The organism is Streptomyces xylophagus (assembly GCF_000716435.1).
GTDB lineage: Bacteria > Actinomycetota > Actinomycetes > Streptomycetales > Streptomycetaceae > Streptomyces > Streptomyces xylophagus.
This window is the reverse complement of record NZ_JNWO01000017.1, coordinates 127,664-150,071: the sequence shown is the minus strand read 5'-3', so window position 1 is coordinate 150,071 and position 22,408 is coordinate 127,664. Positions and strand designations below refer to the sequence as shown.

Below are 22,408 nucleotides of genomic sequence, written 5' to 3'. Positions count from 1 at the left end.
TGCTCAGGCGGACTGCCGTACGACCAGCCGGGTGGGGACCACCACGGACGGCACCTCCGAAGTATCGCCCTCCCGGGTGTCCTGTTCGGTACGGCCGAACAACAGCCGGGCGAGCAGTCGGCCCATCTCCGCGACGTCCTGGTGGACGGTGGTCAGCGGCGGGTCGGTCGTCTCGGAGAGGGAGACGAGGTCGTCGAAGCCGACGACGGCCACGTCCTCGGGGACCCGGCGTCCGCGCTCGCGCAGCGTCTGGAGGGCACCGGAGGCCATGAGGTCGGAGGCGACGAAGACGGCGTCCAGGTCGGGGTGACGGTCGAGCAGCGCGGCCATCGCGTCGGCGCCGCCCTGCCGCGTGTAGTCGGCCCGCTCGACCAGATGGGGCATGTCCAGGAGGACGTCCCGGTAGCCGGCGAGCCGTTCCGCGGCGGAGTTCTCCTGGTCGTAGGGGCCGGTGACGGTGGCGATGCGGCGGCGGCCGAGGGCGAGGAGGTGCCGGACGGCCTGGCGGGCGCCGCCGCGGTTGTCGCCGTCGACGTAGGCCTGGCCGCGCACGGGGTCGCCGTCGCACAGGAGGGGACGGCCACCGAAGACGGCGGGCAGCGCGAGCCGGTCGACCATCTCGGGCAGCCGGTCGCCGGGGCGCAGCGAGAACAGGATCGCGCCGTCGACATGGCCGCCGCCGAGGTAGTCGGCCACGCGCGCGTAGTCGTCGGGCTCGTCCAGGAACAGCAGGACGGCCTGGGAACCGTGTCGGGCGAGTTCGGCGCGGATGCCGCGCAGCAGACAGTCGAAGAACGGGTCGAGGAACAGCCGGTCCTCGGGCTGGGCCGCGACGACCGCGACGGCGCCGGTGCGGCGGGTGACCAGCTGCCGGGCCGCCTGGTTCGGCACGTATCCCAGCGCGGAGATCGCCTCCCGGACCCGGACCGCGGCCTCCGCGCTCACCTTGGACTCGCCGTTGACGACCCGCGACACCGTGGACTTCGAGACCCCCGACCAGCGGGCGACATCCTCCAGCGTGGGCCGCCGTGCGTTCGACCGCTGCGTCAACACCATCTCCGATACGGCGAGTTGGGCGGTGCACACCGGCACGGTGCGTACGCGGTCAGTATGCCTCTACGACCTTGACGTCCTCCTCGGTGACCTCGCCCTCCAGGATCTGGTACGAGCGGAACTGGAAGGGGCCGACCTCGTCGCTGTCGGCGGTGGAGACGAGGACGTAGTGGGCGCCGGGCTCGTTCGCGTAGGCGATGTCGGTGCGGGAGGGGTAGGCCTCGGTCGCGGTGTGGGAGTGGTAGATGATCACCGGCTCCTCGTCGCGGTCGTCCATGTCGCGGTAGAGCTTCAGCAGGTCCTGCGAGTCGAACTCGTAGAACGTGGGCGAGCGGGCCGCGTTCAGCATCGGGACGAAGCGCTCGGGGCGGCCCTGGCCCACCGGGCCCGCGACGACTCCGCACGCCTCGTCGGGGTGGTCCGCGCGCGCGTGGGCGACGATCTGGTCGAACAGGGCCTGGGTGATGGTCAGGGTCGGCATGGTCGTCAGGATAAGCAGAAGGGCCGCCTCGTACCGAGTGGTGGTACGGGGCGGCCCATATGCCGGGATCGTCCGGTCAGAGGACCTTCTCCAGCACCGGTTCGCGGCGCTCGGTGACCTGCGGGTTGCGGGACTTGAGGACCAGCCAGCCGATCCACAGGGCGAAGGCCCAGCCCGCCATCACGAAGAGGCAGACGCGGGAGTCGGCGTCGTAGGCGATCAGGCCGGTGACGAAGAGCAGGAACACGATGGCGATCCAGCTGCACTTCGCGCCGCCCGGGGCCGGGAAGGACGAGGCCGGGAGGCGGCCCGCGTCGACCGCGCGGCGGTAGAGGACGTGGCTGACCAGGATCATCAGCCAGGTCCAGATGCCGGCGGCGGTGGCCACCGAGGTGACGTAGCCGAAGGCCTTCTCCGGGACGACGTAGTTGAGGACCACGCCGATGCCCATGAAGGCGACGGAGATCGCGATGCCGAGGGCCGGGGTCTTGGAGGTGGACAGCTTGCTGAAGACGCGCGGGGCCTCGCCGTTGTCCGCGAGGGTCCGAAGCATGCGGCCGGTGGAGTACATGCCCGAGTTGCAGGAGGAGAGGGCGGCGGTGAGGACCACGAAGTTGACGATGCCCGCGCCCGCCGGGATGCCGATCCTCGCGAACGCCTCGACGAACGGGCTGACGCCCGGGGCGAATTCGGTCCACTTCACGACGCAGAGGATGACGGTGAGGGCGCCGACGTAGAAGAGGGCGATGCGCCACGGGAGGGTGTTGATCGCCTTGGGGAGGGTCTTCTCCGGGTTCTCGGACTCGCCCGCGGTGACGCCGACCAGCTCGACGGCGAGGTAGGCGAACATGACGCCCTGGAGGGTCATCAGGGAGGAGCCGATGCCCTTGGGGAAGAAGCCGTCGAACTGCCAGAGGTTGGCGACGGAGGCGGTGTCACCGGCGCTGCTGAAGCCGAAGGTGAGCACGCCGAGGCCGATCACGATCATGCCGATCAGGGCGGTGACCTTGACCATCGAGAACCAGAACTCGATCTCGCCGAACAGCTTCACCGAGATCAGGTTGGCCACGAAGAGCACGACCAGGAAGACCAGGGCGGTGACCCACTGCGGGACCGCCGGGAACCAGTAGTTGACGTAGATGGCGGCGGCCGTGAGCTCGGCCATGCCGGTGACCACCCACATCAGCCAGTACGTCCAGGCGGTGAAGTAGCCGAAGAACGGGCCGAGGAACTCGCGGGAGTACTCCGCGAAGGAACCCGACACCGGGCGGTACAGGAGCAGTTCGCCCAGTGCCCGCATGATGAAGAAGATGATCACGCCGGCCAGGGCGTACATGAAGATGAGGCTGGGTCCGGCCTTGGCGATGTTCGCCCCGGCTCCCAGGAACAGGCCGACGCCGATGGCGCCGCCGATCGCGATCATCTGGACCTGACGGCTGCCGAGCCCGCGCTCGTACCCCTCCTCAGGGGTCTGTTCCGTCTCGACCTGAGCGGAGGTCATGTGTGGTGCGCCTTTCTCCGAATCCCCCCATGGACTGGAGCTGCCCGGCCGAGGTCCGTCGGCCGCATGGCGAACCCGGCGGGACATGGGTGGCGTCCGCCGGGCGGTCGTGAAGATTTATCACGGTCGCAATCGTGATCGACGGGGACTTTTGTGGCGCACACCACAGGAAGAAGCGGACAAAAATGAGCGACGGCCAGCATTCCTGGCCGTCGCGGTGACGTGATCGTTATTCGGATTTGAGGCTCCGCTGAGCGAACGGAACGCGAACGGAACGGGGCTGTCGCGGTCAGCGCATCAGGGTCGTGACCAGGGTTTCCTGGAGGCCGCCCAGCCAGAGGTACGCCATCACCATCGGCTTGCGCGGGTCCTCGTCCGGGAGGCGGTAGAGGTCGTCGGTGTCGTCCTCGTCGGTGATGTCGAGGCGTGAACCGATCGCCAGGCGCAGGTCGTTGAGGGAGCCGAGCCACTGCCGGGACTCCTCGGCGGTCAGCTTGAGGATCGCGCCGCCGTCACCGCCGGGGGTGAGCGAGTCCAGGGTGCGGACCACCGCGAGGGCGTTCTCGCGCTTGCCGGCCCGCAGGTCGTTCTCGGTGAAGCGGCGGAACTCGGCGGAGTGCGCGAGCTTCTCCTCGGCGTCCTGCGGGGAGTCGGGGGCCTGCTCCGGGTCGGTGTACGCGTCCGGGAACAGACGCCGGAGCACCGGGTCGGAGGGCGGCTCGCTCGGGCCCTCGGCGAAGAGTTCCGCGAGGGGGTCGTCGGGGGCGTCCTCACCCGGGCCCGGGCCGATCAGCTCCAGGAGCTGCACGGCCAACGACCGGATGATGGAGATCTCGACGTCGTCGAGGGCGACGGCGGCACCGCCGCCGCGAAGTGGTTCGAAGTGTCCTGGCATCGGGATGGGTCGCTACTTCCGGTCCTGCTGGAGGGTGGCCCACAGACCGTAGCCGTGCATGGCCTGCACGTCGCGTTCCATCTCCTCGCGGCTTCCGCTGGAGACGACGGCGCGGCCCTTGTGGTGGACGTCCATCATGAGCTTGGTGGCCTTGTCCTTGGAGTAGCCGAAGTACGTCTGGAAGACGTACGTCACATAGCTCATGAGGTTGACCGGGTCGTTGTGCACGATCGTGACCCAGGGGACGTCGGGCTCGGGTACGGCGAAGACCTCCTCCGCCGACTCGGTGCGTTCGATCTCCAGGGGTGCGGGTGACGTCACAGCGCCCATGCTGCCACCACAAGGGGGTGCCCGCACAAATGGACCCCACAAATCGTCAGAGTGACGAGATGGGAGTACCATCCGTTGCCATGCGGCACACACCGGGGGACAACCCCCGGACCCCCGGCGGACCTCGGGGGACCCGGAAAATCACGACCAGGAGAGTTCAGTGGACGTAGCGGACCTTGGGCTGCCGGTGGACGTTCCCTCGACGGCGCTCTTCACCGACCACTACGAGCTGACGATGCTGCAGGCCGCCCTCAAAGCGGGTACGGCCGACCGGCGTTCGGTCTTCGAGGTCTTCACCCGGAGGCTGCCCGAGGGGCGTCGCTACGGCGTCGTCGCGGGCACCGGACGCGTCCTGGACGCGGTGGAGAACTTCCGGTTCGACGCGGACGTCCTCGGCTTCCTGCGCGAGCGGAACGTCGTCAACGAGGAGACCCTGGCGTGGCTCGCCGCCTACCGCTTCAGCGGTGACGTCTGGGGCTACCCGGAGGGCGAGGTGTACTTCCCGGGCTCGCCGATCATGCGGGTCGAGGGCTCCTTCGCCGAGTGCGTGCTCCTGGAGACCGTGATCCTCTCCATCCTCAACCACGACTCCGCGATCGCGGCCGCCGCCTCCCGTATGGCCTCCGCCGCCGGGGACCGCCCGCTGATCGAGATGGGCGCCCGCCGCACCCACGAACTCGCCGCCGTCGCCGCCTCCCGCGCGGCCTACGTCGGCGGTTTCGCCACCACCTCCGACCTCGCGGCCGGTTTCCGCTACGGCATCCCCACCGTCGGCACCTCCGCGCACGCCTTCACCCTGCTCCACGACAACGAACGCGACGCGTTCCAGGCCCAGGTGGACTCGCTCGGCCGGAACACCACCCTGCTCGTCGACACGTACGACGTCACCGAGGCCGTCCGTACGGCGGTCGAGGTCGCCGGGCCCGAACTGGGCGCCGTCCGCATCGACTCCGGCGATCTGCTCCTCGTGGCACACCGGGTGCGGCAGCAGCTGGACGAGCTGGGCGCCGTCAACACGAGGATCGTGGTGACCTCCGACCTGGACGAGTACGCCATCGCCTCGCTGGCGGCGGCGCCCGTGGACGCGTACGGCGTCGGCACCCAGCTGGTGACCGGGTCCGGGCATCCGACCTGCTCGATGGTCTACAAGCTGGTCGCGCGGGCCGAGTCCGCCGATCCGAAGGCGCCGCTGGTGCCGGTCGCGAAGAAGTCCAGCGGCGGCAAGACGTCGATCGGCGGGCGCAAGTGGGCGGCACGGCGGCTGGACGGCGACGGGATCGCGGAGGCCGAGGTGATCGGCACCGGGCCGGTCCCCGCCGAACTCGCCGACCGGCAGCTGCTGGTGGAGCTGGTCAAGGGCGGCGAGGTCGTCGCCCGCGAGCCGCTGGACGTCGTACGGGACCGGCATGCTGTCGCGCGGGCCAACCTGCCCTTGTCGGCGACCCAGTTGTCGCGCGGGGAGGCTGTCCTTCCGACGGAGTACCTCCATCTGCGGTCGGGTAGTTAAGGACCGCTGGTTGAGTCCCACTAGTTAAGACCCGCACGAAAATCAGGGGTGCGCCCTCCCGCGGTGGCGCCAAAGTCTCTAGGCTCGAATCTCACTCTCCGCGAAGGACACCACCATGCGCCGCGCCTTGATCGTCGTTGACGTGCAGAACGACTTCTGCGAGGGAGGCAGTCTCGCGGTGGCCGGTGGTGCCGACGTGGCCGCCGCCGTGACCGAGCTGATCGGGCAGGCGCCCGCCGGCTACCGGCATGTCGTGGCCACCCGTGACCATCACATCGCGCCCGGCGGGCACTTCGCCGACAACCCCGATTACGCCCACTCCTGGCCCGCGCACTGTGTCGCGGGCACGGAGGGGGTCGGATTCCATCCGAACTTCGCGCCTGCGGTGGCCTCCGGGGCGATCGACGCCGTCTTCGACAAGGGGGCGTATGCGGCGGCGTACAGCGGGTTCGAGGGGCGGGACGAGAACGGGGTGTCGCTCGGAGAGTGGTTGCGGGCGCGGGAGATCGACGAGGTTGATGTGGTCGGGATCGCGACCGACCACTGCGTGAAGGCGACCGCGTTGGACTCTGTGCGGGAGGGGTTCCGTACGCAGGTGTTGTTGGATCTGACGGCCGGGGTGGCGAAGGAGACGACGGATCGGGCGTTGGAGGAACTGCGGGCGGCCGGCGTTGAGTTGACTGGGAAACCGGTCGTCTAAGTCGTTCTTTGGCTGCGAGCCGGTGGGGGCTGGTCGCGCAGTTCCCCGCGCCCCTAAAGGGGCGCTCCAGCTCGCGGGGTTTCCACTGGTTCCGTTGCCGGATGCTGGCGGCTCAAGCTCTCTCCCTCGATGTCTACGTTGGGCAGGAGGCGGTCCAGCCAAGCCGGCAGCCAGGAGATTCGGTCGCCGAGGATGGCCAGGACCGCCGGGACGAAGGCCATGCGGACGATGAACGCGTCGAAGAGGACGGCTATCGCGAGGCCGAAGCCGATCATCTTGATCATGGAGTCGCCGGCCGTGATGAAGCCCGCGAAGACCGAGATCATGATGAGGGCCGCGGCGGTCACAACCCTCGCGCTGTAGCGGAACCCGGTCGCGATCGAGGCGTGGGCCGCGCTGCCGTGGACGTAGGCCTCGCGGATGCGGGAGACGAGGAAGACCTCGTAGTCCATGGCCAGGCCGAAGACGATGCCCACCAGGAAGATCGGCATCAGGCTCATGATCGGGCCGGTGGTCTCCACTCCCAACAGGCTTGCGCCCCAGCCCCATTGGAAGACCGCCACCACGCAGCCGAGCGCGGCGAGTACCGAGAGCAGGAAGCCGACGGCCGCCTTGATCGGGATGACGATGGAGCGGAAGACCAGGAGGAGGAGCAGGACCGCCAGGCCCACGACCACTATCAGGTACGGGACCAGGGCGCCGCTGACCTTCTGCGCCACGTCGATGTTCAGGGCGGTGGTGCCCGTGACCTCGAAGGTCGCGCCGGGGGCCGCCGCCACGATCGCGGGGCGGTCGTCGCGGATGGTGTGGACGAGGTCGACGGTCTTCTGGCTGGTGGGTGCCTCGGCCGGTACGGCGGTGAACAGGGCTGTGTTTCCGGTCGAGTTGAAGCGCACCGGTGACACCGAGACCACGCCCGGTACGGCGGCGATCCGCTTCTCGACCGTGGCCGCGGCGGCCTTGGGGTGAGTGGAGTCCGTGAGGTCCACGACCACTGTCAGCGGGCCGTTGAAGCCGGGGCCGAACGCCTTGGCGAGATCGTCGTAGGCGCGGCGTTCCGTGGTCGCGGTGGACTTGGCCTCGTCGCCGGACTGGCCCAGTTGCAGGCCGATCACGGGGAGCGCGAGGACCACCAGGCCGACGACCGTGCCGAGCAGTACCGGCCAGGGGTGGCGCAGTACGAACCCGGCCCAGCGGCTGCCCATGTTGCCGGCCACGCCCTGGATACGGCGGCCGGTCGTCTTGTAGCGGCGGGAGAGGACGGCCCGGGGCCAGAAGCCGAGCAGGGCGGGGACGAGGGTCAGCGCGATGAGGACGGCGAGGGCGACCGCGCAGGCCGCGCTCAGGCCCATCTTGGTCAGGAGCGGGATGCCTACGACGGACAGACCGGCCAGCGCGATCACGACAGTGAGGCCGGCGAAGACCACCGCCGAGCCCGCCGTGCCGACCGCCAGGCCCGCCGCTTCCTCGGTGGTGTGGCCGTTGGCGCGTTCCTCGCGGTAGCGGAAGACGACGAACACGGCGTAGTCGATGCCGCAGGCCAGGCCGAGCATCGTGGCGAGGGTGCCGGTGGTGTCGGACAGGCCGAGGGTGGCGGCGAGGGTCGTGATCGCGGTCATGGAGATGGCGACGCCGAGCAGCGCGGTCAGCAGCGGGAGTCCGGCGGCGGCGAGCGATCCGAAGGTGATCAGCAGCACTACGGCGGCGATGCCGACGCCGATGACCTCGCCGACGCCGCCCGCCGAGGGCTGCGCGGCCAGTGCGGTGCCGCCGATCTCGACGGTGAGACCGGCGTCGCGGGCCTGCGCGGCGGCGTTCCTGAGGTTGTTCTTGGCGGTGTCGGAGAGGTCGTTGGCCTGCACCGTGTACGTGACGGTCGAGTACGCGGTCGTCGCGTCCTTGCTGACCGCGCCCGCCTGGAAGGGGTTCACGGCGCTCGCGACCTGGGGTCCGCCGGAGACCTCGTCGACGAGCCGGACCACGGCCGCGCGGTCCTTGCCGGTGGTGATCTTCTGCCCGTCGGGGGCGACGAAGACCACACGGGCGACGGCGCCGTCCGCCTGCGCTCCCGGGAAGCGCTGCTGGATCAGGTCGAAGGCCCGCTGGGACTCGACACCGGGCGTGGAGAAGGTGGTGGCGGGGGCTTCGGCCGCCTTGGTGGAGGCGAAACCGAGGGCCACGAGGATCACCACCCAGAGGATGGTCACGTACCAGCGCCGACGAAAGGCCAGGCGCCCCAGGCGGTAGAGGACGGTAGCCACGGGGGCCTCCGGCGGTCTTTAGGGTGCCCCGAGCCATCTCAGGATGGGGTGTGTCGGGGCGGACCGCCTGTCGGGGGTGCGTCGTGTGTTGGCTGCGGGCCCGGTGGGGGCTGGTCGCGCAGTTCCCCGCGCCCCTTGTAAACGCGGCCCCAGTTTCCACAGGCACCCCGCATCACCCGCACCTGTCAACACCGGCCCGCTTTCCAGGGGCGCGGGGAACTGCGCGACCAGCCCCCACCGGCCCGCAGCCGACGCACCGCCCCCACCGCCCCCACAGACACCGCCCCGCCCCTCACACAGCCGCCGGAGGCCTCCGCAGCAGCGCCTTGATCGGGTGCCACAGCTCCTGCGGCAGCTCCGGACCGGGGATCACGACAGCGTTGTCAGGAGCAGGGGCCGTACGCCATATCAGGCCATCGGGGTGGTGCAGGACGGCCGTGATCTCGTCCGGGGTCGGCGGCTCCGCGTTGCCGCGCAGGTAGACGGCCCGCATTCCGAGGTTGCGGAGCCTGGTCAGGGCCCGGGCGCGGTTGCGGGCGTGGACGAGAACGCGGACGCAGCCGTCACCCTGGGCGGTGGGTCTTGGCAGGTTCAACGCCACCACCACGCTGCCTGTGGGCAGCTTGCAGAAACCTCCTGCGGACAATGCGGTCACACCCCCGGGCGGGTCGGTATCGAGGTCGGTGTCAATAAGGGAAGCACAGGACGCACCTAAACACGGATCGGCGGCGACCCGCCAGGGGGTCACCGCCGATCCATTTCTGACCTGCGCTTTTACCGACTACTTCGCCGAGGGGCCGACCTGGAGCGTGACCGTCGAGCCGTCCAGCGGCTCCTTGACGATCTTGATCCGGGTGTTGGTGTCAGTGATCTTGACACCGGCCGTCGGGTTCGACGTGTCGTAGTAGGTCGACTTGCCGTCGTCGAAGACGGGCACACCGCGCTGCGACTTGATCTTGGTGGCGACGTCGGCCTTGTGCAGCGTGACCGAGTCCGTCGGGTACCAGCTGAACGGCGAGTCGTAGGCCTGGATGCGGTTGCGCATCAGCGTGCCGTCGGACCACTTCAACTGCGTCGGGTGCGAGTCGATCGGCAGGATCAGACCCTCACCGGCGTGCTCGCTGGTGTTGTCGTCCGCCTGCGAGGTGTCCCACTTCCAGATCAACAGGCCGTTCTGGTAGGCGTAGTGCTCCACCCAGTCCGGACGGGTCGTCGAGAAGCCGAAGTTGTACGGGCCGACCTTCAACACCTTGTCGTACGACACGTATTGACGGTTCTCGGCGATGTAGTACTGCGCGTAGTCGTCCGTGAAGGACGAGCCGATGCGCGAGAAGCCCTTCGCCGTCCAGGCGGCGTCGGCGGACTCGGCGTTGTCGGAGAAGAGGGCGGCGCCGTCGGCGGTCACCGTGATCTCGTCGGCCGCGAAGCCCTTCTGCGCCACACCGCTGTCGGTCTGGTAGCGGAAGCGGACGTCGATCTTCTGGCCCGCGTAGGCGTCCAGCGGGTACGTCAGCTTCTGGTACGCCGCCGCCGTGCCGGTGAGGGCGGGGTTGCCGCTGCCGTCACGCGGGATGGCGGAGCCGTCGGCCAGCTTGCCGTCGATCGGGGTCCAGCTCGTGCCGCCGTTCGTGGACACCTCGGTGTAGAGGTAGTCGAAGTCGGCCTCGATGTCGTAGTAGCCGTCCAGCGTGAGGGACGCGGCCGACTTACCGGTCAAGTCCACTGTCCGGGAAAGGGTGTTGCTCAGGCTGTTGCCGCTGCCGCTCCACCACTGCGTGGCACCCTGCGCCGGGGTGACCACCGTCGTGGTGACCGCCTTCTCCGGCAACTGCACCACCAGCGCCTGCGCGTTCTTGGTGTTGTACTCCGCGACGCCCAGCGTGTGCTTCGACTTGGTGCCGGCCTTGGCCACGTCGTAGTCCAGCCAGCCCAGTTGGAGCTTGTCCCAGGCGTTCATGTCGCCGGGCAGGTCGCCGATGGCCTCCTTGCCCGTGCCGAGCCAGGAGCCGGACGACATCAGCGTCCAGAAGCCGGTGGAGTTCTCGCCGCCCGCGGTGTCGTACTCGTCGGGCAGGCCGAGGTCGTGGCCGTACTCGTGGGCGTAGACGCCGAGTCCGCCGTTCTCCGGCTGGATCGTGTAGTCGCCGACCCAGATGCCGGTGTCGCCGACCTGGGTGCCGCCGAGCAGGTTGGTGTCCGGGCCGGTGGAGCCGGCGTCGGTGCCGAAGGCGTACCAGCGGTGGGCCCAGATCGCGTCCTCGCCCTGGGCGCCGCCGCCGGCGGACTCGTCCTCGCCGGCGTGCACGATCTGGAAGTGGTCGATGTAGCCGTCGGGCTCGTTGAAGTTGCCGTCGCCGTCGTAGTCGTAGCGGTCCCACTGGTCGAACTGGGCCAGCTCCGTCTTGATCTCGGCGGCCGTGTCGCCGGCGGCCTCGCGCTGGGCGACCCAGGCGTTGACGCCGTCCTGCACCGCGTACCAGGCGCCGGTGGAGGCCTTGTTGGAACCGTAACGGGCCTCGTTGTAGGGGACCTTGACCCAGTCGGTGACCTCGCCGTCGACCGAGTAGCGGCCCGAGGACTGCTTCTCGTAGTACTTCTTGAGCGACTCGGTGTTCTTGCCGGTGCCGAAGTACAGGTCCTGGAAGTGCGCCTGGTTGTAATCCGCCTGCCAGGCCGTGGAGTTGTCCTTGGTGCGGTCCGGCGCGGCTATCTGGTTGTGCAGCGGGCCGACGGTGCCGCCGTAGCGGGTGTCGACCTGGTCGCCGAACTCGACCAGGATCGTGAAGATCTTGTCGGTCTTCTCCCGGCTCAGTTCGACGTACTTGCTCTTGCCGCCCTTGCTCTTGAGCTGGACGACCTGCGAGCCGTTGCGGTCCTTGACCGACGCCTTGCCGGATATGACCTGGTTCAGGGCCTCTTGGCGCTGCGCGTCCTGCGTCTTGCTCAGCGGGCCGTCGAGGTCGTGCTCCTTCTGCGCGACCGGCGCGGGGTCGTGCCGGTCCACGGTGGCGGACTTGGCCGAGGTGTTGGCCTCCGCCACGGCGAACGTCGAGAACGTGGCGGTGGCCGCCGCGAGGGCGACACCGATCGCGGCCGCTCTGAACGTCCAGGGTCTGCTGGTCACTTGAGGTCCTCCCCTGCGCACCCGACCGCGCGGAAGGGGGGGTCCTGGAAGGCATGGAAGGCCCGCGCGCGGTGTACGCGTGATAGTCAAGTGACGTTATTTGACTAGAGGTTTACGAGAAAAGACAGACCTTGACTTGAGCAGGACAAGTGCACTATGCGAAGCAGGGGTCCGCTTTACGGACACCCGAGGCCGACTCGTCCATCGCTCAACAGGCGCGTACATCCGTCCACTTCGTGGACGGTATGACTCCGTGCGCCCCCCATGCTCCGGAGCCGTGTGTTAGGTCACGCTTACTGCGCGTTCCACTCGGGCATGCAGGCGAATAGAGTCGATTGGCGGAACGCCAGGAACCGGCGGAAAGCCAGGCCGACATCCTTGTCGCACCCCCCTTTCACAGCCTCCCCTCCATCGCCTAACGAGGACTCGATTGCCATGCCTCGTCCGACCGCCGCACAGTTCGCCTACGGTTCGTTCACCGTGATCTTCTCGACGCTCGCCATGTTGCTGCTGTCACAGACGAGTTCGGGTCTGGGCATCGCGGTCATCGCGTGCGCGGCACTCGCCCTCGGGCTGCTCGTCTCGCTGACGGTGCCGCAGCCGAAGACCCGCGCCGCGGCAGCGGCTCGGGCCGCCGTCCAGACCGCACCACCGGTCGCTCCGCCGCGCGAGCGGGTGTCGGTGCGGCGGGAGACCGTCTCCGCCGCCGCCGCCGTGTCGTCCGCGCAGCCGGTACGGGAGCGGAGCACTCCCTAGACCAAGCACAAGCCCAAGTACACGCTCAGCCACGCGAATCGGCGGGTCCGTTGACCACGGACCCGCCGATCGCTGTGTGCACCCCGGGTGCTGTCCCCCGGTCACGTCAACGCGTGCTGACCACCACGGTCTTGGCCGCCTTGTCGTGCAGCCCCTGCTTGTACGGCTTGTCGAAGAAGCTCCAACCGCCGCTGATCGCCGTCCAGATGCAGGCGCAGCAGAACGCGAACGGGATCCACAGCACCGCCGCGCGGATCAGGTTGGTCTGCACGGAGGGCGTCGAGCCGTTGTCGAGGTTGGCGACGCGCAGGCCCAGCCACTTCTTGCCGAGCGTCTGGCCCGCCTTGGCGAGCATCACGGTGTCGTAGCCGATGTAGAGCACGGCCGCGACGAGCGACTGGCCGAGCGACTTGGCGTACGACGCGCCGTCGGAGCCGACGTCGTACTCGTGCACGCCGAAGGCCCAGGTGACCAGCCACACGACGATGCCGACGAGGATCATGTCGATGATCCGGGCGAGCGTGCGCCGGCCGCTGTCGGCGAGCGGGGGCATGCCGGCGAGGGGGTCGGTGGGGTAGGAGCCGCCGCCATAGGGATCGCCGCCGCCGTAGGGAGGCGGCTGGTTCCCGTGGGACGGGTCGTACGGAGAGCCCGATCCCTGGCCAGGAGGGGGCTGCTTCCTGAACGGGTCGTCTTCCGGCGGCTGCTGGCCGGAGCCCGGAGGCGGTTCGGTGCTCATGGCCCGAGTCGACCGCGAACCCCTCGGCTCCGCATCCGGCGAGCGGCCGTCCGGGGTACGGAATCAGGTACCCCGGACGCGGTACACCCCTATCCCGCCACGAACGTATGGGCTGCCTTGTCGTGCCAGCACTGGCGCCACGGCCGGTCGAACAGGCACCAGGCGACACCCACGACCCCGATGCCGAGCAGTCCCGGGACGCTGTAGACCAGCCAGCGGCGCAGCGCCCCGCCGAAGGTCGGCGGCTGGTGGCTCTCGATGCCGCGCACCTCGAGACCGCAGAGCTTCTTGCCGAGGGTGCGGCCCCACTTGGCGGTCGGCAACGCCTCGTAGAGGACGCCGAAGAGGAGGAGGACGGCGAGGACGATGCCCAGGTAGGCGGCCGTGGTGCCGTCCAGCAGCCAGACCGTCTCGGTACGGCCGGAGAGCTTGGCCGCGTCGATCTTCTCGTTGATGTGGTCGACCGCCTTGGTGCCCAGCGGTACGGCGGCTACGGCGGTGACCGCGCCGAGCACGACGGTGTCCACGACCCGGGCGGCCAGCCGCTTGCCGAGCCCCGCGGGCCGCGCCGCCGACTGCCGCCGGGCCGCCGCCTGGAACACGTCCTCCACAGGCGGCTTCCAGGGCGCCACGGGCCCTTCCTCGTCCCCCGCCAGCCGGTGCACCTGCTGCGCCCACGAGGGCTGCCCACCGCCTGTCCCGGCGGCCATCGGCGTCGACGCGGACGCCTGCGGCGGACCTGGCTGCGCGGGCACGCCGGGGGCGGACTGCTGGACACCGGAGGGGGCGGAGGCCGGCGCCCCGGTGCCCGCCTGGGCCTGTACGGCGGCACGGGCGGCCGCCGCCTTTCCGGCACCGAAGCCGGGGCCGGAGGGGTCGGTCAACGGGGCGTTCCCGACGGGCGTTTGGCCTCCGGCACGGGGGCCCTGGTCACCGGCGGAGGACGACGCACCGAACCCGCCTGCGGCGGAACCGGTTCCTACGGGGCCCTGCGCGCCGAAACCACCGGCGCCGGTGCCCGAACCCGCCGCGCCCTGCGCACCGAACCCGCCGCTGCCCGCACCGGACCCCGCCGGCCCCGGCCCGCCGAACCCGCCCGCGGCCCCCGCGCCCCCGCCCTGCGCCCCCGGCGCCCCGCCCTGTTGCGGTGTGCGCGGGGTCGGGCGGCGGAAAGTCGTCGTGCCCTCGTCCGGGGTGTCCGTGCCCGGGGTCGGGCGGCGGAAGACGAACGTGCCGGGGTTGGCCGGTTCCTCCGGAGCGGCGGGGGTGTCGGCGGGCACCCTCGGGTCCGGGGCGCCCCAGGAGACGCGGCGGTCCTGATCGCCGCCGAAGCCGCTCTGGTGGGCGCGGTCCGCGCCCCAGGCCGCCGCCGGTTCGGGGCGGCTGCCGTGCTGAGCCTGCGCCGGACCCGCCTGGTGCTCCGGCGCGGGGTCCTCGTCGAAGAAGTGCGGCCCGGTCTCCTCGACCGACGCTCCCGCGCCGGGCGACAGCCCGTCCGACGGCGCCGGGCGGCTGGTGCCGGGCACCCAGGACGCGCCGTTCCAGTACCGGACATAGCCAGGAATGGACGGGTCCGGGTAGTACCCCTCGCGGGGCCTGTCGTCACCGGGTGCCGGGGTTGGGGCGCTCATGTCCGTCGTCCCGTATCTGCTCGGAGGTCAAATGGGGGTGTCCACATCTATCAGACCCGTGCCACCAGCACTGCCCGTCCCGCCGGACCCACCCCTATCCGGGCAACCTCGTGCACGGAGTCCACACCGTCCGAAGCCCCGCGAAGCCTTCGTGACGCCTTCGTGAAAAAAAGATTCCCGAAGTCGCGTAATGCTTGGCGCCGCACGCCCTCTCCACTCGTACGGGCTCACCACAGGGCCCCGTGAACGAGAGGAGACACACGTCATGCACACAGTGGTAGAGCGGGAGTTGGAGCTGAAGCTCATCCTGTCGCCGGAGCGGAGCATTCCAGTTCCGGCCCGGCTCAGCTATCGCACGGACGACCCGTACGCCGTCCACATCTCCTTCCACATCAACTCCGAGCACCCCGTGCTCTGGACGTTCGCCCGCGAACTGCTCGTCGAGGGCGTGTTCCGGCCGTGCGGGCACGGGGACGTGCGGGTGTGGCCGACGAAGGTGGAGGGGCGCAGCGTCATCCTGATGGCGCTGAGTTCACCCGACGGGGACGCCCTCCTCCAGGCCCCGGCGGCCCAGGTGTCGGCGTGGCTGGAACGCACCCTCCGGGTGGTCCCCCCGGGCTCTGAGGCGGAGCAGCTCGGCATCGACGACGGCCTGGCCGAGCTGCTCGCACCGACCCCGGCCGACGACCTGTGGCTGCGCGACCCGTGGCCGTCGGACGAGTCGAGGGAGGGGGAGTGAGTTCAAAAAGTGTGTCACTTTCGGCGAAAGTGACACACTTTTCGGGGAGAGGTGTCCCGCGGAGCCGTCAGAAGAGCTTGCCGGGGTTGAGGATCCCCAGCGGGTCGAAGCTCGCCTTCACCGCCCGCTGCATCTCCACGCCCACCGGGCCGATCTCGCGGGCCAGCCACTCCTTCTTCAGGACGCCGACGCCGTGTTCGCCGGTGATGGTGCCGCCGAGTTCCAGGCCGAGGGCCATGATCTCGTCGAAGGACTCGCGGGCGCGCCGGGACTCGTCGGGGTCCTGTGCGTCGAAGCAGACGGTGGGATGCGTGTTGCCGTCGCCGGCGTGCGCGCAGACGCCGATCGTCAACTGGTACTTCTCCGCGATCCGTTCCACCCCTTCGAGCATCTCGCCGAGCCGCGACCGGGGCACGCACACGTCGTCGATCATCGTCGTGCCCTTGACCGCCTCCAGCGCCGTGAGCGACAACCGCCGCGCCTGGAGCAGCAGTTCGGACTCCGCCGCGTCCTCGGCCGGCACCACCTGGGTGGCCCCCGCGGCCTCACAGAGGGCTCCTACGGCGGCCAGGTCGGCGGCCGGGTCCAAGGTGTCGAAGGCCGCGAGCAGCAACGCCTCGGTGCTCTCCGGCAGTCCCATGTGCGCCAGGTCGTTGACGGCCTTGACGGTCGTACGGTCCATCAGTTCGAGGAGGGACGGGACGTGCCCCTCCGCCATGATCCGGCACACGGCGTCGCACGCCGCCGCCGCGGACCCGAACTCGGCCGCCAGCACGAGCTGCTGGGGCGGCTGCGGCTTCAGCGCCAGGATCGCCTTCACGACGATCCCGAGCGAGCCCTCCGAGCCGACGAACAGCCGGGTCAGGTCGTACCCGGCGACCCCCTTGGCCGTACGCCGGCCGGTGCTCATCAGCCGCCCGTCGGCGAGGACGACGTCCAGTCCGAGGACGTACTCGGCGGTCACCCCGTACTTCACGCAGCACAGCCCGCCGGACGCGGTGCCGATGTTGCCGCCGATCGTGCACATCTCCCAGCTGGAGGGGTCCGGCGGGTAGTACAGGCCGTGTTCGTTGACCGCGCGGGAGAGGGTCGCGTTGATGACGCCCGGCTCGACGACCGCGATGCGGTCGACCGGGCTGATCTCCAGAATGCGGTCCATCTTGGTGAGGGACAGCACGATGCAGCCCTCGGAGGCGTTGGCCGCGCCCGACAGGCCGGTGCGGGCGCCCTGCGGGACGACCGGGACGCGCAGTTCCGTGGCGACGCGCATGACGTGCTGGACCTGTTCGACCGTGCGCGGCAGCACGACCACGGCGGGGGTGCCGGACGGGCAGAAGCTCGCCATGTCGTTGGCGTACGAGACCGTGACGTCCGGGTCGGTGAGGACGGCCTCGGCGGGCAGACCGGTCAGCAGCCGGTCGACGAGGGTTCCGGTGTCGTGGTCGCGAGGCGCTTCGATACGGCTCATGATCACAGCGTCGCACTCGCGGCCATCGGTGTGAACCCCGTCCGCGCGCGGCTTTGGGTGCCGGGATGTGGTCGTCGTACTGACGCACAGTGAGCGCCATGGAGAACGAACAGCGGAGCCCGGGTACGTCCCTGGTGGCGGAGCCGCGCAGGCGCCGCTCCCCCGTTCTGCGGCGGGTGCTGATCGCCGCGGTCGCCGCGGGTGCCGTGGTAGGCGGGCTGCTGGTACTGCTGCCCGAGGAGCCGCGCCCCGCGCCGCCGCCCGCGCCGGGACCCAAGACGCAGGCGCTGACCGCGGTCACCGCCGGGGTGCCGGCCGCGCTGCCCGACCTCGCCGCGCTGATCGGCGACCGCGAGGCCCGGGTGCGGGCCCGGCCGACGGACGCGCGGTCGTGGGCGGTGCTCGGCGTCGCCTATGTGGAGCAGGGGCGGCGGACCGGGGACGCCCTGTACTACCCGAAGGCCGACCAGGCCCTCCACACCTCGCTGAAGGTCCGCGCGAAGGGCAACGACGCGAGCGCCGTCGCGATGGACGGACTGGTGGCCCTGGCGAACGAGCGGCGGGACTTCCGGGCGGCCCGGACCTGGGGCGAGGCCGCGGTGAAACTGGCCCCGAAGCGGTGGACGACGTACCCGCTGCTGATCGACGCGTACACCGGCCTCGGCGACTACAAGGCGACCAAGCGGACCCTCGACAAGCTGCTGGAGCTGCACTCCGGGCCCGCCGTGATGGCCCGCGCCGCCGCCGTCTACCGCGACCGGGGCTGGCGCGAGGACGCCGCCGCCCAGCTCGCCGACGCGGCGGCGAAGGCCACGGCACCCGCCGAACAGGCGGCCTGGTGGCAGCGGGCCGGCGAGCTGGCCTGGGAGCGCGGGGACCGGGAGGTCGCGCTACGGCACTTCGAGGCGGCCGTACGGATCGACCCCGACCAGCGGGAGGCACTCGCCGGTGAGGGACGGGTACTGGCCGCGCTGGGCCGGACCTCCGAGGCACTGAACGCCTACCAGGTCGCCCTCGCCAAGCAGCCGACCCCCCAATACGCCCTGGAACTCGGCGAGTTGTACGAGTCGCTGGGCCTCGGGCAGGCCGCACGGGTGCAGTACGACACGCTGCGCGCCCTGGTGACCAAGGACGCGGCGGGCGGGGTCGACGACGAGCTGGTGCTCGGCGCGTTCGAGGCGGACCACGGGGACGCGCCGGATGCCGTACGGCGGCTGCGGGGCGAGTGGACGCGGCAGCCGGGGATCGCGGTGGCCGACGCGCTGGGGTGGGCGCTGCACCGGGCCGGGCAGGACGAGGAGGCGCTGAAGTTCGCGTCGGTGGCGACGGACAAGGTGCACGGGGGCGGGGTGCGGGACGCGCTGTACGCGTACCACCGGGGCATGATCGAGCGGGAGTTGGAGAAGTTCGCGTCCGCGCGCCGGCATCTCCAGGAGGCGCTGCAGATCAACCCGTACTTCTCACCGCTCCAAGTGCCATTGGCCCAGGCCGCGTTGGGGGCACTGGGCGAAGCGCCGGACGAGCCCCTGCCCACGGACAAGGAACCGCAGGACAAGGAGGCTCAGGACAAGGAGCCGCAGGAGAAGACGGGTTGAGCCTCCGTGTCACACGGCCGCCGTGCCGATCAGCGCGTTGCGGGTGACCAGTGCGGCCAGTTCGTCCTCCGTGAGTGACTCCGTGCCCTCGGGCCTGCGGGGCAGGACCATGTAGCGGGTCTCCGCGCTGGAGTCCCACACGGTGATGTCCGTGGACGTGGGCAGTCGGAGCCCGAACTCGGCCAGCACGGACCGGGGTTCGCGGACCACGCGGGAGCGGTAGGCCTCCGACTTGTACCAGCCAGGGGACGGGCCGAGGAGCGCGAGCGGGTAGCAGGAGCAGAGAGTGCAGACGATGACGTTGTGCGTCGCGTCGGTGTTCTCGACGACCCGCAGCCGCTGGAACGAGCCGTCCATGAAACCGAGTTCCCGCACGGCGGCCGTGCCGTCCGTCAACAGCCGTTCCCGGTACGCCTCGTCGGTCCAGGCGCGGGCCACCACCCGGGCCCCGTTCGCCGGTGACGCGCCCGCGAGGAACGCGTCGAGCACCTCGTCGACCGCCCCGCCCGTGACGACCCCCTTCTCCTCCAGCAGGGTCTCCAGGCGCCGCACCCGCCGGGAGATCGAGGCGTCCTCGTGGTCACCGCTCATCGTCACGTTCCTCTTCGCACGCTTCCAAGTAGCTTTCCCACAGGTCCAGTACGACGTGATGGTCGCCCTCGCCCCACAGGTCCCGGGCCGCGAACCGCACCGCGTACACCTGCTCCACCGGCGCGTCCCCACGCCCCTGCGCGCTGACGTCGGCGACCTCCGCCCGCCCCTCCGGCTCGACCACGACACCGGACTTGCCGCGCGCGTAACGGGGCAGGCGGGTGTGGTGCGGCGGGTCGTGCGGGAAGGTGCGGACACGGGTGCCGGGCGGGAAGCGGTCAGTCATCCAACTCACCTGATTCGAGCACGCCCTTGCGTTCCAGCAGGGTGGTGATCGCGGTGAACCAGCGTTCGTAGTACGACATCGACAGGTACGCGGCGGGCGGGATCGCCTCGATCGCGTCCCGGAACTCGTTGGTGTTGAAGATCCCCTGCGCGCGCAGGGCGTTGAACAGCCCGACGACCCGGGCCTCCCAGTCGGCGTGGAAGGGCTCGGGGTCGTCGGTGGTGTCGATGGCACCGAAGCCCTGGGTGCCGCCCACGTCGTTGATCCTGGCCATGGGTGCAGCGTACGGCCGGATCCGCGGCTACGGCCGCGTCACAGGTTGCCCCGCTTCTCCTGCTCCCGCTCGATCGCCTCGAACAGGGCCTTGAAGTTGCCCTTTCCGAAGCCCATGGAGCCGTGCCGCTCGATGAGTTCGAAGAACACCGTGGGACGGTCCTGGACCGGCTTGGTGAAGATCTGGAGCAGGTAGCCGTCCTCGTCGCGGTCGGCGAGGATCTTCAGGTCGCGCAGCGTCTCGACGGGGACGCGGGTGTCGCCGACCCACTCGCCGAGGGTGTCGTAGTACGAGTCCGGGGTGTCGAGGAACTTGACCCCGGCCGCGCGCATCGTCCGTACCGTGCGCACGATGTCGTTGGTGTTGAGCGCGATGTGCTGGACGCCCGCGCCGCCGTAGAACTCGAGGTACTCGTCGATCTGAGACTTCTTCTTGGCGACGGCCGGCTCGTTGATGGGGAACTTGACCTTCAGGGTGCCGTCGGCGACGACCTTCGACATCAGGGCGCTGTACTCGGTCGCGATGTCGTCGCCCACGAACTCCTTCATGTTCGTGAAGCCCATGACCTTGTTGTAGAAGCCGACCCACTCGTTCATGTGGCCGAGCTCGACGTTGCCGACGCAGTGGTCGATGGCCTGGAAGGTGCGGTGGGCGGGCGCCTCGACGAGCGGGTCGGCGGGGGCGAAGCCGGGGAGGTACGGGCCGTCGTAGTCCACGCGCTCGACGAGGGTGTGGCGGGTCTCGCCGTAGGTGGCGATCGCGGCGAGGACGACCGTGCCGTGCTCGTCCTTGAGCTCGTAGGGCTCGGCGAGGGAGCGGGCGCCGTGTTCGACAGCGTAGGCGTGGGCGGCGCGCGCGTCCGGGACCTCGATGGCGAGGTCGACGACGCCGTCGCCGTGCTCGGCCACATGCCGGGTGAGGAACTCGCCCCAGGGGGTGGCGGGTTTGATCACGGAGGTGAAGACGAAGCGGGCGGAGCCGTTGGTGAGGACGTACGAGGCGGTCTCACGGCTGCCGTTCTCCGGTCCGGAGTAGGCGGCCAGGGTCATGCCGAAGGCCGTGGAGTAGTAGTGCGCCGCCTGCTTGGCGTTGCCCACGGCGAAGACGACCGCGTCCATTCCCTTCACCGGGAAGGGGTCGGCCTGCCGGGCGGTGTCGGGAGTGTGGTGAGTGGTCTGGGTCATGAGCGCAGGCTCCCTCTCCCTGGCAAGGTGCGCAATAGTTTGCGTTTCTGCTGGGCAGCTTGTTCAGTGGTACGACCGTTTTGGCGGGCTTTCTGTACAGGATGACCATCCTCGGAGGCGGACACCATGGGGATCGATCAGCTCGACGGCCGGATCATCGTGCTGCTGGCCGAGGAGCCGCGCATAGGCGTGCTGGAGATGTCCCGGCGGCTGGGGGTCGCCCGGGGGACGGCGCAGGCGCGGCTGGACCGGCTTCAGTCGAATGGAGTCATCCGGGGGTTCGGTCCGCAGGTGGATCCGGCGGCGCTCGGTTATCCGGTCACGGCGTTCGCGACGCTGGAGATCCGGCAGGGGCAAGGGACGGACGTACGGGCGCACTTGGCGACCGTCCCGGAGGTCCTCGAACTGCACACCACCACCGGCAGCGGGGACATGCTGTGCCGGCTGGTGGCCCGGTCGAACGCCGATCTCCAGCGGGTCATCGACCGGGTTGTCGGTTTTGATGGCATTGTCCGGGCCGCCACCGCGATCGTGATGGAGAACCCCGTTCCGCTGCGGGTCATCCCGCTGGTGAGACAGGCGGCGGAGGACCCGGAAGGGACGACGACCTGGCCGACGTAGGGGTGTGGGCATGTGAGCTTCTGGGAGTACGTGGGCAACCGGCACCAGCAGCTGCTCACCGACGCCTATCAGCACGCCAGCGCGGTCTTCCAGTGCATGGTCGTGGCCACGCTGATCGGGGTGGTGATCGGGGTCGTGACCTATCGGAGCGAGTGGGCCGGCAGCCTGGCCACCACGGCCACTTCGACCATTTTGACCATTCCGTCGCTCGCCATGATCGGTCTGCTCATTCCGATCGTCGGCCTTGGCGTTCCGCCCACGGTGATCGCTTTGACCCTGTACGGCCTGCTGCCGATCGTCCGTAACTCGATCGTGGGCCTGCGCGGGGTCGACCCGTCGCTGGTGGACGCGGCGAAAGGCATCGGGATGTCCCGGCTGACGCGGCTGGCGCGGGTCGAACTGCCGCTGGCCTGGCCGCCGATCCTGACCGGTATCCGGGTCTCCACGCAGATGCTGATGGGCATCGCGGCCATCGCGGCGTACGCCTCCGGGCCCGGCCTCGGCAACGAGATCTTCCGCGGCATCGGCTCGCTGGGCAGCAAGAACGCCCTCAACCAGGTGCTCGCGGGCACGCTCGGGATCATCGTCCTGGCGCTGCTGTTCGACGCCGCGTACGTCCTTCTCGGACGGCTGACCATTCCCAGGGGGATTCGTGTCTGAGAGACCTGAGGG

At 70.0% G+C, this 22,408-nt stretch carries 22 protein-coding genes; 7 read left to right on the top strand and 15 right to left on the bottom strand.

The window, feature by feature from the left end; genetic code table 11:
* Positions 1 to 3 precede the first annotated feature (3 nt).
* The 5 genes from OO70_RS33230 to clpS form a co-directional block, all read right to left on the bottom strand.
* Positions 4 to 1,056 carry a LacI family DNA-binding transcriptional regulator gene (locus OO70_RS33230; protein WP_051741872.1) on the bottom strand — a complete coding sequence of 351 codons (1,053 nt, stop codon included), beginning with the start codon at positions 1,054 to 1,056 and terminating at the stop codon, positions 4 to 6.
* Positions 1,057 to 1,105: 49 nt separating this feature from the next.
* Complete coding sequence (locus tag OO70_RS33225; protein WP_043679484.1) at positions 1,106 to 1,534, bottom strand: Mov34/MPN/PAD-1 family protein; 429 nt, start codon at positions 1,532 to 1,534, stop codon at positions 1,106 to 1,108.
* A gap of 76 nt (positions 1,535 to 1,610) precedes the next feature.
* Positions 1,611 to 3,035: an amino acid permease gene (locus OO70_RS33220; RefSeq protein WP_043679483.1), complete on the bottom strand. Its 1,425-nt coding sequence runs from the start codon at positions 3,033 to 3,035 to the stop codon at positions 1,611 to 1,613.
* A 289-nt stretch (positions 3,036 to 3,324) separates the two neighbouring features.
* Entirely contained in the window at positions 3,325 to 3,930 is a 606-nt protein-coding gene (locus OO70_RS33215; RefSeq protein WP_043679481.1) for a DUF2017 domain-containing protein, read from the bottom strand.
* Positions 3,931 to 3,942: 12 nt separating this feature from the next.
* Positions 3,943 to 4,260, bottom strand: a complete 318-nt coding sequence (clpS, locus tag OO70_RS33210; protein WP_043679478.1) for an ATP-dependent Clp protease adapter ClpS — start codon at positions 4,258 to 4,260, stop codon at positions 3,943 to 3,945.
* A 160-nt stretch (positions 4,261 to 4,420) separates the two neighbouring features.
* Here clpS and OO70_RS33205 point away from each other — a divergent pair, with 160 nt between their 5' ends.
* Positions 4,421 to 5,767, top strand: coding sequence for a nicotinate phosphoribosyltransferase (locus OO70_RS33205; RefSeq protein WP_043679475.1), 1,347 nt, complete (start codon positions 4,421 to 4,423; stop codon positions 5,765 to 5,767).
* Positions 5,768 to 5,882: 115 nt separating this feature from the next.
* Positions 5,883 to 6,467, top strand: coding sequence for an isochorismatase family protein (locus tag OO70_RS33200; protein ID WP_043679471.1), 585 nt, complete (start codon positions 5,883 to 5,885; stop codon positions 6,465 to 6,467).
* Positions 6,468 to 6,520: 53 nt separating this feature from the next.
* Here the strand turns inward: OO70_RS33200 and OO70_RS33195 are convergent, their stop codons facing one another.
* The 3 genes from OO70_RS33195 to OO70_RS33185 form a co-directional block, all read right to left on the bottom strand.
* Positions 6,521 to 8,728, bottom strand: a complete 2,208-nt coding sequence (locus tag OO70_RS33195; protein WP_043679468.1) for an MMPL family transporter — start codon at positions 8,726 to 8,728, stop codon at positions 6,521 to 6,523.
* A 292-nt stretch (positions 8,729 to 9,020) separates the two neighbouring features.
* On the bottom strand, positions 9,021 to 9,374 hold the full coding sequence (locus OO70_RS33190; protein WP_043679634.1) for a hypothetical protein: 354 nt from the start codon (positions 9,372 to 9,374) through the stop codon (positions 9,021 to 9,023).
* Positions 9,375 to 9,509: 135 nt separating this feature from the next.
* Complete coding sequence (locus OO70_RS33185) at positions 9,510 to 11,852, bottom strand: immune inhibitor A domain-containing protein (protein WP_043679465.1); 2,343 nt, start codon at positions 11,850 to 11,852, stop codon at positions 9,510 to 9,512.
* A 435-nt stretch (positions 11,853 to 12,287) separates the two neighbouring features.
* Here OO70_RS33185 and OO70_RS33180 point away from each other — a divergent pair, with 435 nt between their 5' ends.
* Positions 12,288 to 12,608, top strand: a complete 321-nt coding sequence (locus OO70_RS33180) for a hypothetical protein (RefSeq protein ID WP_043679462.1) — start codon at positions 12,288 to 12,290, stop codon at positions 12,606 to 12,608.
* Positions 12,609 to 12,714: 106 nt separating this feature from the next.
* Here the strand turns inward: OO70_RS33180 and OO70_RS33175 are convergent, their stop codons facing one another.
* Together OO70_RS33175 and OO70_RS33170 are read right to left on the bottom strand one after the other, a co-directional pair.
* Positions 12,715 to 13,347: an RDD family protein gene (locus OO70_RS33175; protein ID WP_043679459.1), complete on the bottom strand. Its 633-nt coding sequence runs from the start codon at positions 13,345 to 13,347 to the stop codon at positions 12,715 to 12,717.
* Between the two features lie 89 nt (positions 13,348 to 13,436).
* Entirely contained in the window at positions 13,437 to 14,978 is a 1,542-nt protein-coding gene (locus OO70_RS33170; protein ID WP_043679456.1) for an RDD family protein, read from the bottom strand.
* Between the two features lie 265 nt (positions 14,979 to 15,243).
* Here OO70_RS33170 and OO70_RS33165 point away from each other — a divergent pair, with 265 nt between their 5' ends.
* Entirely contained in the window at positions 15,244 to 15,717 is a 474-nt protein-coding gene (locus tag OO70_RS33165) for an SsgA family sporulation/cell division regulator (RefSeq protein ID WP_043679453.1), read from the top strand.
* 67 nt (positions 15,718 to 15,784) lie between these two features.
* Here the strand turns inward: OO70_RS33165 and OO70_RS33160 are convergent, their stop codons facing one another.
* Positions 15,785 to 17,191 (bottom strand): FAD-binding oxidoreductase, encoded by a 1,407-nt coding sequence (locus OO70_RS33160; protein WP_043679450.1) that lies wholly within the window; start codon positions 17,189 to 17,191, stop codon positions 15,785 to 15,787.
* A 92-nt stretch (positions 17,192 to 17,283) separates the two neighbouring features.
* On the opposite strand from OO70_RS33160, the gene OO70_RS33155 reads away from it, so the two are divergent.
* A complete protein-coding gene (locus OO70_RS33155) occupies positions 17,284 to 18,780 on the top strand; it encodes a tetratricopeptide repeat protein (protein ID WP_043679447.1) in 1,497 nt (498 codons plus the stop codon).
* A gap of 9 nt (positions 18,781 to 18,789) precedes the next feature.
* Here OO70_RS33155 and nthA read toward each other — a convergent pair whose 3' ends face one another.
* Genes nthA through hppD form a run of 4 tightly spaced genes read right to left on the bottom strand, consistent with a single transcriptional unit; the run spans position 18,790 to position 21,115 of the window.
* Complete coding sequence (gene nthA, locus OO70_RS33150) at positions 18,790 to 19,371, bottom strand: nitrile hydratase subunit alpha (RefSeq protein WP_043679444.1); 582 nt, start codon at positions 19,369 to 19,371, stop codon at positions 18,790 to 18,792.
* Positions 19,361 to 19,657, bottom strand: a complete 297-nt coding sequence (locus OO70_RS56685) for an SH3-like domain-containing protein (protein WP_043679441.1) — start codon at positions 19,655 to 19,657, stop codon at positions 19,361 to 19,363. The genes nthA and OO70_RS56685 overlap by 11 nt, the downstream gene beginning before the upstream one ends.
* A complete protein-coding gene (locus OO70_RS56680; protein ID WP_043679438.1) occupies positions 19,650 to 19,931 on the bottom strand; it encodes an SH3-like domain-containing protein in 282 nt (93 codons plus the stop codon). The genes OO70_RS56685 and OO70_RS56680 overlap by 8 nt, the downstream gene beginning before the upstream one ends.
* 38 nt (positions 19,932 to 19,969) lie before the next feature.
* Positions 19,970 to 21,115 (bottom strand): 4-hydroxyphenylpyruvate dioxygenase, encoded by a 1,146-nt coding sequence (hppD, locus tag OO70_RS33135; RefSeq protein WP_043679435.1) that lies wholly within the window; start codon positions 21,113 to 21,115, stop codon positions 19,970 to 19,972.
* A 126-nt stretch (positions 21,116 to 21,241) separates the two neighbouring features.
* Between hppD and OO70_RS33130 the strand changes: the two genes are divergently transcribed.
* Both OO70_RS33130 and OO70_RS33125 read left to right on the top strand, forming a co-directional pair.
* Positions 21,242 to 21,736: an Lrp/AsnC family transcriptional regulator gene (locus OO70_RS33130; protein WP_043679432.1), complete on the top strand. Its 495-nt coding sequence runs from the start codon at positions 21,242 to 21,244 to the stop codon at positions 21,734 to 21,736.
* 12 nt (positions 21,737 to 21,748) lie between these two features.
* Positions 21,749 to 22,396, top strand: a complete 648-nt coding sequence (locus OO70_RS33125; RefSeq protein ID WP_043679429.1) for an ABC transporter permease — start codon at positions 21,749 to 21,751, stop codon at positions 22,394 to 22,396.
* Positions 22,397 to 22,408 lie beyond the last annotated feature (12 nt).

What these genes read in the sequence shown, in the direction of transcription:
- OO70_RS33200 (WP_043679471.1), top strand. Translation starts at nt 5,883, where the DNA reads ATGCGCCGCGCCTTGATCGTCGTTGACGTGCAGAACGACTTCTGCGAG.
- hppD (WP_043679435.1), bottom strand. Translation starts at nt 21,115, where the DNA reads ATGACCCAGACCACTCACCACACTCCCGACACCGCCCGGCAGGCCGAC.
- OO70_RS33155 (WP_043679447.1), top strand. Translation starts at nt 17,284, where the DNA reads ATGGAGAACGAACAGCGGAGCCCGGGTACGTCCCTGGTGGCGGAGCCG.
- OO70_RS33170 (WP_043679456.1), bottom strand. Translation starts at nt 14,978, where the DNA reads ATGAGCGCCCCAACCCCGGCACCCGGTGACGACAGGCCCCGCGAGGGG.
- clpS (WP_043679478.1), bottom strand. Translation starts at nt 4,260, where the DNA reads ATGGGCGCTGTGACGTCACCCGCACCCCTGGAGATCGAACGCACCGAG.
- OO70_RS56680 (WP_043679438.1), bottom strand. Translation starts at nt 19,931, where the DNA reads ATGGCCAGGATCAACGACGTGGGCGGCACCCAGGGCTTCGGTGCCATC.
- OO70_RS33230 (WP_051741872.1), bottom strand. Translation starts at nt 1,056, where the DNA reads ATGGTGTTGACGCAGCGGTCGAACGCACGGCGGCCCACGCTGGAGGAT.
- OO70_RS33175 (WP_043679459.1), bottom strand. Translation starts at nt 13,347, where the DNA reads ATGAGCACCGAACCGCCTCCGGGCTCCGGCCAGCAGCCGCCGGAAGAC.
- OO70_RS33225 (WP_043679484.1), bottom strand. Translation starts at nt 1,534, where the DNA reads ATGCCGACCCTGACCATCACCCAGGCCCTGTTCGACCAGATCGTCGCC.
- OO70_RS56685 (WP_043679441.1), bottom strand. Translation starts at nt 19,657, where the DNA reads ATGACTGACCGCTTCCCGCCCGGCACCCGTGTCCGCACCTTCCCGCAC.
- OO70_RS33130 (WP_043679432.1), top strand. Translation starts at nt 21,242, where the DNA reads ATGGGGATCGATCAGCTCGACGGCCGGATCATCGTGCTGCTGGCCGAG.
- OO70_RS33180 (WP_043679462.1), top strand. Translation starts at nt 12,288, where the DNA reads ATGCCTCGTCCGACCGCCGCACAGTTCGCCTACGGTTCGTTCACCGTG.
- OO70_RS33215 (WP_043679481.1), bottom strand. Translation starts at nt 3,930, where the DNA reads ATGCCAGGACACTTCGAACCACTTCGCGGCGGCGGTGCCGCCGTCGCC.
- OO70_RS33165 (WP_043679453.1), top strand. Translation starts at nt 15,244, where the DNA reads ATGCACACAGTGGTAGAGCGGGAGTTGGAGCTGAAGCTCATCCTGTCG.
- nthA (WP_043679444.1), bottom strand. Translation starts at nt 19,371, where the DNA reads ATGAGCGGTGACCACGAGGACGCCTCGATCTCCCGGCGGGTGCGGCGC.
- OO70_RS33220 (WP_043679483.1), bottom strand. Translation starts at nt 3,035, where the DNA reads ATGACCTCCGCTCAGGTCGAGACGGAACAGACCCCTGAGGAGGGGTAC.